At 63.1% G+C, this 13,531-nt stretch carries 15 protein-coding genes; 3 read left to right on the top strand and 12 right to left on the bottom strand.

Going from position 1 to position 13,531, the window contains the following annotated elements:
- Positions 1–10 precede the first annotated feature (10 nt).
- A complete protein-coding gene (locus tag BLS60_RS09620; protein ID WP_092367290.1) occupies positions 11–868 on the top strand; it encodes an SDR family oxidoreductase in 858 nt (285 codons plus the stop codon).
- Positions 869–908: 40 nt separating this feature from the next.
- Here the strand turns inward: BLS60_RS09620 and BLS60_RS09615 are convergent, their stop codons facing one another.
- The 5 genes from BLS60_RS09615 to BLS60_RS09595 form a co-directional block, all read right to left on the bottom strand.
- Positions 909–1,289, bottom strand: a complete 381-nt coding sequence (locus tag BLS60_RS09615; RefSeq protein WP_070880370.1) for a RidA family protein — start codon at positions 1,287–1,289, stop codon at positions 909–911.
- 60 nt (positions 1,290–1,349) lie between these two features.
- Entirely contained in the window at positions 1,350–3,458 is a 2,109-nt protein-coding gene (gene spoT / locus BLS60_RS09610; protein WP_070880369.1) for a bifunctional GTP diphosphokinase/guanosine-3',5'-bis pyrophosphate 3'-pyrophosphohydrolase, read from the bottom strand.
- A 60-nt stretch (positions 3,459–3,518) separates the two neighbouring features.
- On the bottom strand, positions 3,519–3,782 hold the full coding sequence (gene rpoZ / locus BLS60_RS09605) for a DNA-directed RNA polymerase subunit omega (RefSeq protein ID WP_070880368.1): 264 nt from the start codon (positions 3,780–3,782) through the stop codon (positions 3,519–3,521).
- Positions 3,783–3,979: 197 nt separating this feature from the next.
- Complete coding sequence (gmk, locus tag BLS60_RS09600; RefSeq protein ID WP_070880367.1) at positions 3,980–4,600, bottom strand: guanylate kinase; 621 nt, start codon at positions 4,598–4,600, stop codon at positions 3,980–3,982.
- A 55-nt stretch (positions 4,601–4,655) separates the two neighbouring features.
- On the bottom strand, positions 4,656–5,519 hold the full coding sequence (locus tag BLS60_RS09595) for a YicC/YloC family endoribonuclease (protein ID WP_092367450.1): 864 nt from the start codon (positions 5,517–5,519) through the stop codon (positions 4,656–4,658).
- Positions 5,520–5,703: 184 nt separating this feature from the next.
- Here BLS60_RS09595 and rph point away from each other — a divergent pair, with 184 nt between their 5' ends.
- Together rph and BLS60_RS09585 are read left to right on the top strand one after the other, a co-directional pair.
- The gene (gene rph, locus BLS60_RS09590; protein WP_070880366.1) at positions 5,704–6,426 is read left to right on the top strand and encodes a ribonuclease PH; all 723 of its coding nucleotides are present in this window, start codon (positions 5,704–5,706) and stop codon (positions 6,424–6,426) included.
- Positions 6,427–6,452: 26 nt separating this feature from the next.
- Entirely contained in the window at positions 6,453–6,827 is a 375-nt protein-coding gene (locus BLS60_RS09585; protein WP_070880365.1) for a DUF4870 domain-containing protein, read from the top strand.
- Positions 6,828–6,887: 60 nt separating this feature from the next.
- Here BLS60_RS09585 and BLS60_RS09580 read toward each other — a convergent pair whose 3' ends face one another.
- The 7 genes from BLS60_RS09580 to BLS60_RS09550 all read right to left on the bottom strand — a co-directional run bounded on the left by BLS60_RS09580 (position 6,888) and on the right by BLS60_RS09550 (position 13,439).
- Positions 6,888–7,211 carry a DUF3392 domain-containing protein gene (locus tag BLS60_RS09580; RefSeq protein WP_092367287.1) on the bottom strand — a complete coding sequence of 108 codons (324 nt, stop codon included), beginning with the start codon at positions 7,209–7,211 and terminating at the stop codon, positions 6,888–6,890.
- Between the two features lie 78 nt (positions 7,212–7,289).
- Positions 7,290–8,486 carry a radical SAM family heme chaperone HemW gene (hemW, locus tag BLS60_RS09575; RefSeq protein WP_208597290.1) on the bottom strand — a complete coding sequence of 399 codons (1,197 nt, stop codon included), beginning with the start codon at positions 8,484–8,486 and terminating at the stop codon, positions 7,290–7,292.
- A gap of 54 nt (positions 8,487–8,540) precedes the next feature.
- Complete coding sequence (gene rdgB, locus BLS60_RS09570; protein ID WP_092367281.1) at positions 8,541–9,134, bottom strand: RdgB/HAM1 family non-canonical purine NTP pyrophosphatase; 594 nt, start codon at positions 9,132–9,134, stop codon at positions 8,541–8,543.
- Positions 9,131–9,535 (bottom strand): DUF4426 domain-containing protein, encoded by a 405-nt coding sequence (locus BLS60_RS09565; protein ID WP_070880361.1) that lies wholly within the window; start codon positions 9,533–9,535, stop codon positions 9,131–9,133. Before BLS60_RS09565 ends, rdgB begins: the two co-directional genes overlap by 4 nt.
- Before the next feature lie 14 nt (positions 9,536–9,549).
- A complete protein-coding gene (metW, locus tag BLS60_RS09560) occupies positions 9,550–10,170 on the bottom strand; it encodes a methionine biosynthesis protein MetW (RefSeq protein ID WP_070880360.1) in 621 nt (206 codons plus the stop codon).
- Between the two features lie 2 nt (positions 10,171–10,172).
- Complete coding sequence (gene metX / locus BLS60_RS09555; protein ID WP_092367278.1) at positions 10,173–11,312, bottom strand: homoserine O-succinyltransferase MetX; 1,140 nt, start codon at positions 11,310–11,312, stop codon at positions 10,173–10,175.
- Between the two features lie 144 nt (positions 11,313–11,456).
- Positions 11,457–13,439: a dynamin-like GTPase family protein gene (locus tag BLS60_RS09550; RefSeq protein WP_092367275.1), complete on the bottom strand. Its 1,983-nt coding sequence runs from the start codon at positions 13,437–13,439 to the stop codon at positions 11,457–11,459.
- Positions 13,440–13,531: the final 92 nt, after the last annotated feature.

The raw sequence follows: 13,531 nt of genomic DNA, 5'->3' as shown, positions 1-13,531 counted from the left end.
GAGGACTGTGATGAATAGAGTTACAAGCGTGATGATTGCTGGCTGTGGTGATGTCGGTGGGCGTTTGGCGGTGCGTCTGCGCGACGCCGCTTGGCAGGTCTACGGCCTGCGCCGGACGGTGTCGCAATTGCCGAGCGGTATCCTGCCGGTGGCCGCGGATCTGCATGAGCCCGGCTGTCCGGACCAATGGCCCCACGGCGAGCTGGATTATCTGGTGTACAGCGCCGCTGCTACCCAGCACGACGAGCCAGGTTACCGCCAGGCGTACGTCGACGGTCTGCGGCATGTACTCAGCTGGCTACAGTCGCGTGGGCAAAGACCCAAGCGTCTGCTGTTCGTGTCGAGCAGCGGTGTTTATGCCCAGGCGGATGGCGAGTGGATCGACGAAACCTCGCCGGCCGATGCGCAGCGTTTTTCAGGGCAGGTGATCCGTGAGGCAGAGCAGTTAGCTTGGAACAGTGGTGTCCCGGCGACCGTGGTGCGCCTGACCGGCATCTATGGTCCTGGCCGTGAGTGGCTGCTCAAGCAGGTGCGCATGGGCTATCGCGTGTCGGTCGACCCGCCGTTGTATGGCAATCGTATTCACGCCGATGACGCGGCCGGGCTGCTAGCCTTTCTGCTGCAGGCGGATTCTGCCGGGCAACCTCTGCAGGACTGCTACATCGGTGTCGATGACGAGCCGGCGCCGCTGCATGAGGTGGTGGGTTGGTTGCGCCAACGCCTTGGTATCGAGCATTGGGCTGAAGAATCGGCTGTGCGCCGTTCCGGCAGCAAGCGTTGTAGCAATGCGCGGGCGCGTGCCTTGGGCTGGACGCCGCAATACCCGAGCTATCGCGAGGGCTACGCCGCGGTGTTGCGCGAGCGTTGAGAGCGAGTCGCCCGGAGCTTGGCTCCGGGCGCTGGCCGGATCAGTCGATGACCAGGATGCCGTCCATCTCGACCTGCGCGCCCTTCGGCAGGGCAGCAACGCCGATGGCGGCGCGGGCCGGGTAAGGCTGCTGGAAGTAGCGGCCCATGACTTCGTTGACGGTGGCGAAGTGCGAGAGGTCGGTGAGGAAGATGTTCAGCTTGACCACGTCCTTGAATGAGCCGCCGGCCGCTTCGATGACCGATTTGAGGTTTTCGAAGACCTGCACGGTCTGCGCTTCGAAACCTTCTACCAGCTCCATCGTCTGCGGATCCAACGGAATTTGCCCGGACAGGTAGACGGTATTGCCGGCCTTGATTGCTTGGGAATAGGTGCCGATGGCGGCGGGGGCTTTGTCGCTGTTGATAACGCTCTTGCTCATAAAGGCTCCTGGTTGAAGATGCGCGGAGCGCACCGATCATGGGTGGCCTGAGCGATTCGGTCAGGCCTTGACGCGAGTAATGCGCATGACGCCGGGCAGGGTGCGCAGCTTCTTGATCACGCGGGCCAGGTGGACGCGGTCATGCACGCTGACCACCAGTTGTACCACGCTGACGCGCCCGTCACGTTCGTCCATGCTGATCTTTTCGATGTTGCCGTCGGCGGCATTGACGCTGCCGGCCAGCAGGGCGATCAGGCCGCGCTGGTGTTCCAGTTCGACACGCAGTTCAACGTTGAACTCGCCTGTGACGTCCTTGGCCCAAGACAGCTGGATGCATTTTTCCGGGTTGTGGCGCACTTCGCTGATATTGCGGCAGGTGTCCATGTGCACCACCATGCCCTTGCCCGCCGACAGGTGGCCGACGATCGGGTCGCCCGGAATCGGTGTGCAACACTTGGCGTAGCTGAGCACCAGACCTTCGGTACCGCGAATCGCCAGTGGGCCTTCGGCATTGGGCAGTTCCTCTCCCTCGCCAGCCAGCAAGCGGCGCGCCACCACATAAGCCATGCGATTGCCCAGGCCGATGTCCTCGAGCAGGTCCTCGAACGTCTCCATCCGGTACTCGTCGAGTACCGCCTGCTGCCGTTCGGGTTGCACCTTGTCCAGATGGCTCTCGAAGCTGGTCAGCACCTTGTTGAGCAGGCGCTCGCCGAGACTGATCGACTCCGAGCGGCGCTGTTGCTTGAGGGCGTGACGAATGTGCGTGCGCGCCTTACCGCTGACCACAAAATTCAGCCAGGCCGGATTGGGACGCGCGCCCGGTGCGCTGACGATTTCCACGGTCGAGCCGCTTTCCAGAGCCTGGGACAACGGCGCCAGGCGCCGGTTGATGCGGCAGGCGATGCAGGTGTTGCCGACATCGGTGTGCACCGCGTAGGCGAAATCCACCGCCGTCGAGCCCTTGGGCAGCTCCATGATGCGGCCCTTGGGCGTGAACACGTAGACCTCGTCCGGGAACAGGTCGATCTTCACGCTTTCGATGAATTCCAGCGAGTTACCGGCGCGCTGCTGCATCTCCAGCACACCCTTGACCCACTGGCGCGCGCGGGCGTGGTTGCCCTTTGGCGCTTCGTCTTCGTTGGATTTATACAGCCAATGCGCGGCGATGCCGTTGTTGGCCATTTCTTCCATTTCGCGGGTGCGGATCTGAATTTCGATGGGCACGCCGTGCATGCCGAACAGCGTGGTGTGCAGGGACTGATAGCCGTTGGCCTTGGGAATCGCGATGTAATCCTTGAAGCGGCCGGGTAGCGGTTTGTACAGGTTGTGCACGGCGCCGAGCACGCGGTAGCAGGTGTCGACCTTGTCGACCACGATGCGGAAGGCGTAGACGTCCATGATCTCGTTGAAGGCCCGGCGTTTGCCGCGCATCTTCTGGTAGATGCTGTACAGGTGCTTCTCGCGGCCCATCACCTCGCCACTCATGCCTTCGAGCTCGAGGCAGTGCAGCAATGATTCTTCGATGCGGGTGACGATTTCCTTGCGGTTGCCGCGGGCGCGACGTACGGCGGCGCGGATGCGTTCGGAGCGCATCGGGTGCATGGCCTTGAAGCCGAGATCCTCGAATTCCACGCGCATGCTGTGCATGCCCAGCCGGTTGGCGATGGGAGCGTAAATTTCCAGAGTTTCCTTGGCGATGCGCCGGCGCTTCTCGCCGGACAACACTTCCAGAGTGCGCATGTTGTGCAGGCGGTCGGCCAGCTTGACCAGGATCACGCGAATGTCGCGCGCCATGGCCATGGCCATCTTTTGGAAGTTTTCGGCTTGGGCTTCGGCCTTGGTCTCGAAATTCATCTGGGTCAGCTTGCTGACCCCGTCCACCAGCTCCGCCACCGACTCGCCGAACTGCGCGTGCAGCGCTTCCTTGGCGATGCCGGTGTCCTCGATGACGTCATGCAGCATCGCGGCCATCAGGCTCTGATGGTCCATGTGCATGTCGGCAAGGATGCTGGCCACGGCCAGCGGATGGGTGACGTAGGCTTCGCCACTGCGGCGGCGTTGCCCGTCGTGCGCCTGTTCGGCATAGAAGTAGGCGCGGCGGACCAGGTTGACCTGGTCATCACCGAGGTAGGTCGAAAGTCGATCGGCGAGGGCGTCTATGCTCGGCATGGGAAGCTCCCTTGCCAGGCCTTGTGCACCTGCGATGAACGTTTTCGACCAGGCATAGGCTTACAGAGGCTCGTTCGCCTCTTCATCGAAGGCAGCGAACAGCGGCTCTTCTTCGACGATTTCTTCTTGGGCGATGACGTCATAGTCAACCAGGCCACTGGCGATTTCGCGCAAGGCAACCACGGTTGGCTTGTCGTTTTCCCAGGCAACCTTGGGCTCTTTGCCGCCGGTAGCGAGTTGACGGGCACGCTTGGTGGCAAGCATGACCAGCTCGAAGCGGTTATCGACGTTGTCCAGGCAATCTTCAACGGTAACGCGAGCCATGGTGTTCCTCGTAGCGAATGCAAAAATAAGCTGGGCCCAAAAAGGGCGAGCGGACTGGATAGTCTAGAAAAACGCCAGCATTAAGGGAAGCGAAAGTCGCTGGAAGGCTCAAGTTCGCAACGCTGGAGGTGATTTTCGCTGCTGCACGAGCCGTGGCGGGCTGGCTGGTCAGGCGCAGCGATCCGCCACGCCTGGCATCAGGCCAGCAGCTCGTTGAGCAGGCCAAGGTGGCGCTGTTGCTGGGCCGGTTGCAGCAGCTGATTGGCGCGAAAGATCGCCTTCAGGTCGCTGAGGGCATGAGAGAAATCATCGTTGATCACGATGTAGTCGTACTCGACATAGTGACTCATCTCACTCACCGCTTCACGCATGCGCTGCTCGATCACTTCACCGCTGTCCTGGCCGCGGCTGGTCAGGCGGTGACGCAGCGCTTCGAGGGTCGGTGGCAGGATGAAGATGGATTTCGACTGCGGCATCAGGCGGCGTACTTGCTGGGCGCCCTGCCAGTCGATCTCCAGGATCAGGTCGATGCCTTCGGCCAGGGTCTTTTCCAGCGCGCGTTGCGAGGTGCCGTAGTAGTTGCCGAAGACCTGAGCGTGCTCGAGGAATTCGTTCTGTTCGAGCATGCCGGTGAACTGCGCGTGATCAACGAAGTGGTAGTGCACGCCGTCACTCTCGCCCGGACGCATGGCGCGGGTGGTGTGCGACACCGACACGCGCACATGCGGCTCGCTGTCGATCAGTGCTTTTACCAGGCTGCTTTTGCCTGCGCCGGAGGGGGCGGAAATAATGTAGAGCGTGCCGGTGGTGGTGCTCATGGATCTGTCCTGAAACGATTGGGTCGGGAGGTCGCGCGGAAGGGCCGGGCGGCGATTATTCGATGTTCTGTACCTGTTCGCGCATCTGCTCGATCAGCACCTTTAGGTTCACCGCGGCCTGCGTGCTGCGCGGGTCAAACGCCTTGGAGCCCAAAGTGTTGGCTTCGCGGTTGAGCTCCTGCATCAGGAAATCCAGGCGGCGGCCAGCTGCGCCACCGGCCTTGAGCACGCGGCGCACTTCGCTGACATGGGTGTTCAGGCGATCCAGCTCTTCGGCGACGTCGCTCTTCTGCGCGAGCATCACCAGTTCCTGCTCGAGGCGCTGCGGGTCCAGCTCAGCCTGCATCTCACGGCAACGCTCGAGAATCTTCTGACGCTGCACGTCGAGCATCTGCGGCACCAGCTCGCGCAGGGCGGCCACTTCACCGAGCATGCTGTCGAGACGTTCATTGAGCAGCTTGGCCAGCTCGGCGCCTTCACGGCTGCGGCCCTGCTTCAGTTCGTCCAGCGCGCTGGCAAACAGGGCCAGTGCTGCCTTGTTAAGGGCCTGAGGGTCGCTGCTGTCGGCTACCAGTACGCCGGGCCAAGCCAACACCTCCAGCGGGTTGAGCGGGGCCGGTTGCTTGATCAATGCAGCGACGCTTTCCGCGGCGGTGATCAGTTGCGTGGCCTTGTCGCGGTCGACCTGCAGCGGCTTACCGGCGCTGTCTTCGGTAGAGCGCAGGGTGCACTCCACCTTGCCGCGCGACAGGCCCTGGCGCAGGGCTTCGCGCACCGCACCTTCAAGGTCACGGAAGGCTTCCGGCAGGCGCAGGTGGGGCTCGAGGTAGCGGTGGTTGACCGAGCGCAGCTCCCAGCTCAGGGTGCCGTTGGCACCTGCCTGCTCGGTGCGGGCGAAGGCTGTCATGCTGTGGATCATGCTGCTTACCTCGTGAATTTGCCGGCTTGGCACCAGCCAAAGGCGGCGATTGTAGCGCAGTGCGGCGATGGCTCCCAATCACCCACCGTGGCCGTTGGACGGGCGCGGTCGCGGCGGGACGGCAACAGCCCCTATAATGCGCGCCAGATTTCCGATTCTATAGAGCACGAGCAGGTATTCCTTGATGAAACGTCCCAGTGGCCGCGCGGCCGATCAGTTGCGCTCGATTCGCATCACCCGCAACTACACCAAGCACGCCGAGGGTTCGGTACTGGTGGAATTCGGCGATACCAAGGTGATTTGCACCGTCAGCGTCGAGCAGGGCGTACCGCGCTTCCTCAAGGGTCAAGGCCAGGGCTGGGTGACCGCCGAGTACGGCATGCTGCCGCGCGCTACCGGCGACCGTAACCAGCGTGAAGCGAGCAAGGGCAAGCAGGGCGGCCGTACCCTGGAGATCCAGCGCCTGATCGGCCGCTCGCTGCGCGCCGCGCTGGACATGAGCAAGCTGGGCGAGAACACCCTGTACGTCGACTGCGACGTGATCCAGGCCGATGGCGGTACCCGCACCGCATCGATCACCGGTGCCATGGTCGCGCTGGTCGATGCCCTCAAGGTCATGAAGAAGCGTGGCGGCCTGAAAGGCGGCGACCCGCTCAAGCAAATGATCGCTGCGGTCTCGGTGGGCATCTATCAGGGCGAGCCGGTACTCGACCTGGATTACCTGGAAGATTCCGCTGCCGAGACCGACCTGAACGTGGTGATGACCAGCACCGGCGGTTTCATCGAAGTGCAGGGCACCGCCGAGGGTGCGCCCTTCCAGCCGGCCGAGCTGAACGCCATGTTGGCCTTGGCGCAGCACGGCATGACCGAGCTGTTCGCGCTGCAAAAGGCCGCTCTGGCCGAGTGACCGTTGACTGACCGAGGAGAGCTGCGATGCATGAGAGCAACCCGTTGACACCCGCGCCCGAGCCCAGCAAGGAAGCGCGCCAGTGGGCGATGATCTGTCACTTCGCTGCCGCCCTCGGCTTCATCTTTCCCTTCGGCAATCTGATCGGTCCGCTGATTGTCTGGCAGATCAAGAAGGATCAGGACGCCTTCATCGATGAGCAGGGCAAGGAAGCACTCAACTTCCAGCTGACGGCGTGCATCGCCGCTATCGTCTGCATCATATTGATGTTGGTGCTGATCGGTTTCGTGCTGATGGGCCTGCTGTGCATCGGCACGCTGGTGCTAACCATCATCGCGGGCATCAAGGCAGGGGAAGGACGGCCGTATCGGTATCCCTTCTGCCTGCGATTGGTGAAGTGATCGCCTAAACAAGAAAGCCGGCATTCGAGCCGGCTTTTTTATGCCTGCAGGTCGACGATTTCAGCTGCGGTCGGCCAGCACGCCGATCAGGAACATCACCACCAGCAGCACCGGCGCCAGGGTGTAATTGTTGAAGTGGCCGAGCACCTGGGTCAGTAAGGGCGTCAGGTAGACCAGCGCCAGGCCATAACCGACCACGCAGACCACCACGAAGATCAAGGTGCGCAGCACGAAGTTGAGGCTGCCGATGCGGCCTTGTACCCAGGCGTTGATGGCCGGGCCGAACAGCACCAGCAGGGTGGCCATGAGCCCGAGGGAAATCTCGCCGAGGTGGCCGCGACTCCAGCGTGAAACGGTGGCGATCAGGTCCAGCAGAAAATCCATGGTTGCTCCTTGGGCATGACGATTAATCCTGCTGCCTGGGATCACGCGGTGTGCCGTTTGTTCGATGGCACCCGTGACTCAGGGCAGGAAGTACTGCAGCAGATCATTGAGAAACAGCTGGCCTTTGCGGGTAGCGGTCAGGCGAGTTGGGTCTTTCTGCAACAGGCCACGGCGCTGCGCCTGCTCGCGTGCGGCGGCCAGTTGGTCCAGAGGCAGGCCGGTGCGCTGGCTGAACAGCTCGGCGGCGCAGCCATCACTCAGGCGCAGCACGTTCATCAGAAACTCGAACGGCAGCTCATCGACGCTGAGGATGCGTTCGCCCGCGCTGTAGTGCTTGGCGGGGTCCAGGTAGTCCTTGGGCAGGCGGGTTTTCCAGGTGCGACTGATGCGGCCGTCCGGCGTGCTCAACTTGCCATGGGCGCCGGCGCCGATGCCGAGGAAGTCGCCGAAGGTCCAGTAATTGAGGTTGTGCCGGGCAGCGCGACCAGGTTGCGCGTAGGCCGAGACCTCGTACTGGGCGTAGCCGTGTTCGGCGAGCAGGGCCTGGCCGGCTTCCTGAATGTCCCACAGGGTGTCGTCTTCCGGCAGCACGGGCGGCTGGTTCCAGAACACCGTGTTCGGCTCCACCGTCAGCTGGTACCAGGACAGGTGCGTGGGTGCCTGGGCGATGGCGATGCGCAGGTCGCCGAGGGCGTCGTCCACGGACTGATCCGGCAAGCCGTGCATGAGATCCAAGTTGAAGTTGTCGAAGCCGGCGGCACGGGCCATGTCGGCGGCGCGAATCGCTTCGTCGCCATCATGGATACGCCCCAGGGCCTTGAGTTTCTCCGCCTGGAAGCTCTGCACGCCGATCGACAGGCGATTGATACCCAGGCGCCGATAAGCCGCGAACTTCTCCTGCTCGAAGGTGCCCGGGTTGGCTTCCAGGGTGATCTCGATGTCGCTGGCGAACGGGATTCGGCGCTCCACGCCTTCCAGCAGCCGGCCGAGCGCCTTGGCGGAAAACAGGCTGGGTGTGCCGCCGCCGAAGAAAATCGAGGTCAGCGGGCGGCCATGAGCATGCGGCAGATCGCTATCGAGGTCGGCAAGCAGCGCGTCGACATACGCCTCTTCCGGCAGATTCGGCCCGGCGGCGTGGGAGTTGAAGTCGCAGTAGGGGCACTTGCGCACGCACCAGGGAATATGGACGTACAGGGCCAGAGGAGGCAGCTGGAACACAGGCGTTGGGTCACGGCAGGGTAATTGCGGGGCGCTATCGTGGCACGAGTTGGGCAAAGCGCCAATCTTCGTGGACGAAACGCCCCGCTAGCGTGTTGTTAGAGCAGGTTCTTAGAGGCCCAGGCGCTGCTTGAGCAGTTCCATCGCAATCGCGCGGTGGCTGAGCTGATTCTTGTCCGCCGGGGACAGCTCGGCGCTGGAGCACTGGCGCTCCTCGACCCAGAACAGCGGGTCGTAGCCGAAACCGTGTTCGCCGCGGGCCTCATGCAAAATACTGCCGTGCCACAGGCCTTCGCAGAGGATCGGCAGCGGGTCGTCGGCGTGCCGCACCAGGGCCAGGCAGCAGACGAACTGGGCGCCGCGCTCGGCGTCGGGTACCTCCTTGAGGGCCGCCAGCAGCTTGGCATTATTGGCGGCATCACCCAGGCCATCGGCGTAGCGGGCAGAGTAGATGCCCGGCGCGCCGCCAAGGCAGTCGACCGCCAGGCCGGAGTCGTCGGCGAGCGCCGGCAGGCCGGACAGCCTTGCTGCGTTGCGGGCCTTGAGAATGGCATTCTCGACAAATGACAGGCCGGTTTCTTCGGGCTCCACCTGGCTGAATTCACCGACCGAACGCAGGCGCACGTTGGCGCCGAGCATGGCTTGCAGTTCCTTGAGTTTGCCGGCGTTGTGGCTGGCGAGGACGAGTTCTGGGAAAAGCATCATGGCTCCGGAAAGAGTTCTTGGTTGAAGTCCAGGCGCTGGCCGTTCACCTGCAGGTTGAACAGCAGCACCTCACGCGAGGTGATGGGAAACTGCGCCAGGTACGAGATGAATTCGCCCTCACGCTGCTCGATAAAGGTTAGCGTCTTGCCTTGGCCGAGCACGTTTTTCACTGTGCCGCTGACATTGGCTGCAGAGGAGGTGCCGCCGCGCAGCACGCTGATGTTGAGCACGCCCTGCTTGCCGCTGCGTACCAGGCCGCTGGCGTTGGCGATCTGTGGTTGCAGGTAGCTGGCGTTGAACGCGCTGTAATGCACCTGCAGATCGCCGAGGCGCTGCATGCGCTCTGCGGCACTGGCCGGCAGGCTCAGGCACAGAGCGATCAGCAACAGGATCAGGCGCATGCTTGGCTCCGCGCTCAGCTGGCGACGCGCACGTCGCGCGCATTGTGCCCGCTGATGCGGTAGATGCCGATCTCGCCCAGCAGGTTCGGCCACGCGCGACTGGCCCAGCCGTGCCGGTGTTCATGGTCGACTGCCAGGCGGTTGAGCACTCGGGCACTCTGCTGGTGGCACAGGCGCTCGAAGTCTTCGAAGGTGCAGAAGTGGATATTCGGCGTGTTGTACCAGGTGTACGGCAGGAAATCCGACACCGGCATGCGACCCTTGCTCGCCAGGTACCAGCGGCAGCGCCAGTGGCCAAAATTGGGGAAGGTGATGATGCATGTCTTGCCGACGCGCAGCATTTCCGCCAACACCTTGTCGGGAAAGTGCAGCGCCTGCAGCGATTGGGTCATGACCACTACGTCGAAGCTGTCGCTGGCAAAGTTGCCCAGGCCTTCGTCGAGGTTTTGCTCGATGACGTTGACGCCCTTGCCAATGCACTGGGCAATCTTGTCCGGGTCGATTTCCAGGCCGTAGCCAGTCACCTGCCGGTTGGCGCCCAGCCAAGCGAGCAGTTCGCCATCACCGCAGCCAAGGTCGAGCACGCGGCTACCGGCGGGAATCCATTCCTGGATGATCTCTAGGTCGGCTCGCATGCTTATACCTCGATCCGTTTCATGTAACTGGCAAAGCCCTGCAGGTAGCGCGGAATTGGCATCAGGAAAGCATCGTGGCCCTGCGGCGCATCGATTTCCAGGTAGCAGACGTTCTTGCGCGCGGCGATCAGCGCATCGACGATTTCCCGGGAGCGAGCAGGCGAGAAGCGCCAGTCGGTGGTGAACGACATCACGCAGAAATCCGCCTTGACCTGGGCCAGGGTTTTCGCCAGATCACCACCATGCTCGGCCGCCGGGTCGAAGTAATCCAGCGCCTTGGTCATCAGCAGGTAAGTGTTGGCATCGAAGCGCCCGGAGAACTCCTCGCCCTGATAGCGCAGGTAGCTCTCGACCTGAAACTCCACGCTGTGGAAGTCGTAGTTGAGCTTCTCGTTCTTCAGGCCACGGCCGAATTTCTCGCCCATGGCGTCATCCGACAGGTAGGTGATGTGGCCGACCATGCGCGCCAGCATCAGCCCGCGCTTGGGAATCACGCCCTGATCCTGAAAGTGGCCGCCGTGAAATTCCGGGTCGGTGAGGATCGCCTGGCGGGCGACCTCGTTGAAAGCAATGTTCTGCGCCGACAGCTTGGGCGCCGAGGCGATGGCCAGGCAATGCCGCACGCGCTCCGGGTAACTGATCGTCCACTGCATGGCTTGCATGCCGCCGAGGCTGCCGCCAACCACTGCCGCCCATTGCGTGATGCCGAGCAGATCGGCCAGGCGTGCCTGGCTGTTGACCCAGTCTTCCACGGTCATCACCGGGAAGTCGGCGCCAAACGGCTTGCCGGTCGCCGGGTTGGTGTCGGACGGCCCGGTCGAGCCGTTGCAGCCGCCGAGGTTGTTGAGGCTGACGACGAAGAAACGGTTGGTATCGAGCGGCTTGCCGGGGCCGATGCAGCTGTCCCACCAGCCCGGTTTACGGTCGTCCACACTGTGATAGCCAGCGGCATGGTGATGGCCGGATAGCGCATGGCAGATCAGCACCGCGTTGCTGGCGCTGGCGTTCAGCTCGCCATAGGTTTCATAGGTCAGTTGGTAATCGGCCAGGCTACGTCCGCAGGCCAGCGCCAGGGGCTCGGCGAAACGGGCGATCTGCGGCGTGACCAGGCCAACGGAATCTTCAGGAAAGGCAGTCGACATCGACCCTGCTCGGATAATGAAAGGTGCGAAAGAAAGAGCAGCAGTCTAAAGAGCGCGCCTGTCAGCGGCAAGGTAAGCGCGTTCGTCGCCGTGCTGCTCGGGCGCCCCGTACCGCGAGAAGCCGTCGGCGAGGGGCGCCGCCGGCTATTCAGCGTTGCCTTGCGGCATTGGCATGCCGGGCAGTGTCACCACCTTGCCCTGGCGCTGGATCGGCGCGGGGCGGCGCATGATGCGCAACATGTCGGCCGCCTGCACCAGTTGCTGCTGCAACTCCTCGCTGTACTGCGCCAATTGCTGACGGCGCTGGCGGCCGTGCTGAGTGTCCTGCGCCAGGGCCTTGAGGCGCAGCATGTGGCCTTCCAGCAACTGCTTGTGTTCCAGGCTGTGTTGCATCAACGGCATCAGCGCTTCGTCGGCCCATTGCTCGGCGTCCCGGCGCAGACGGCGGTGCATGCCGATGACTTCCTGCACCAGGGTGGCGAAGAAGCGTCGGCTGAGGGTGCGTTGCTCGGTGAGCAGGGTTTTGAGGCCCAGGCGGAAGCGATCAGCCTTGCTCTGCAGGTGGCGCAGTTCGCGCACGTACCGAGCGAGCTCGAAGCTCGGGGCGTCAACGGCCTGCAGCGGATTCTCCTGGTTGTGCCGGCGGTAGATGGCGTCAACCATGCGGTTGGCCATTTCGGCGTCGTGGGAGAGGCTGTGCAGATCGTCCTCGACAGCCGTGAAAAATTGCAGGATGGATTGATTGATGCCCAGGGTCGTCCAGCTGCCGGTGAGCTGACGACGAAGCCGGTTGAGGTGGGTGTCCAGCTTTTCCGGTGTTGCCGCAGCCTTCAAACGTTCGCCCTGATTGCGCAGCAGGCGCTGGTTGGTCTTCAGGGCCAGCAGGCGCTTGTGGTGCAGGGTGTGATCATCCTTGGTGCGGGCTGTCAGCTCCATCAGCATCTGCCCGTTGTCCTGGCGGCGGCCGTCGAGCAGCTCCAGTTGCTCATTGACCTTGCCCAAACGCAGACCGAGCGTGTGCTGGCTGTTGTTGAGCATGGCCAGTACCTGGCGCACCACGCGCTCTTCGAGCAGTTGCTCCTTCTGCGCGACGATACGCTCGCAGAGCAGTGTTTCCAGAGTGGCCAGCTGACTGCGGGCGAGCAAGGCCGGGTCTTTACGCACCTTGGCGAGCAATGCCTGCTTGGCCGACAGCGGCAGTATGGCGTCGCTGTCGATGCCCAGATGGCGGGCTGCCTGAACACGCACGCGCTCGATGGCGCTGGCGGCGAATGCATCACCGGCGAGGTCGTCCCAGAGTACGTCGATCTTGTTCATGACGGCGAACAGGCAACTTTTCGTCTCGTCGTCGAGGGGTTGCACATGCTGCTGCCAGATGTCGAGATCGCTGGCGGTCACGCCGGTGTCGGCGGACAGCAGAAAGATGATCGCCTGGGCGCTGGGCAGCATCGACAGGGTCAGTTCCGGCTCGCAACCCAGGGCGTTCAAGCCCGGCGTGTCGAGAATACGCAGGCCCTGGCGCAGCAGCGGGTGATCGAAGTTGACGATGGCGTGGCGCCAGGCCGGCACCAGCACGTGGCCGGATGCGTCGGCAGTCTCCAGATTGTCTGGGTGGAAACCCAGGCCAATGGCTTTCTCCACCGGCATGCTCCTGCTGGCCGCCACCTGGGCGAAGGCCTTGGCCATGTTGTCCGGATCGCTGGTATCCAGCGCAATGTTCACCCAATGGCGCGGCGTGCGCTTGAACTGCGCGACGCTGGCCGCGGCGACACGCGTTTCGATCGGCAGCAGGCGAATGTAGGAGCCTTCGGCGCCAGGGTCGAAAAGAATCTCGGTGGGGCACATGGTGGTGCGCCCGGCCTGGGAGGGCAGCATGCGTTGGCCGTATTCGGAAAAGAACAGGCCGTTGATCAGCTCGGTCTTGCCACGGGAAAACTCGCCGACGAACGCCAGGGTGATGTGATCGGTACGCAGCAGGCGCAACGCCCGCTCTAGTCGGGCTTCAACCCCCTCGCTGCTCAGCCGGTTGTGAGCCAACCAGCTGCGGTAACGAGTGATCTCGCGAACCAGTTGGCGCTTCCAGTCGACGTAGATATCGACCTGTTCACTGAGGCGTTCCATGCTCATGGACAATTCCCAGACAAGGCATCGGGCGACGATGCGGGCTGCCGAGCATTATGCGAAGGGCGCCGTCGGCGTCAATGGGAGGCGCGCGGCAA

Source organism: Phytopseudomonas seleniipraecipitans (assembly GCF_900102335.1).
GTDB classification, from domain to species: domain Bacteria; phylum Pseudomonadota; class Gammaproteobacteria; order Pseudomonadales; family Pseudomonadaceae; genus Aquipseudomonas; species Aquipseudomonas seleniipraecipitans.
The sequence above is the reverse complement of the archived record's forward strand: the minus strand, read 5'-3'. Positions and strand labels throughout refer to the sequence as shown.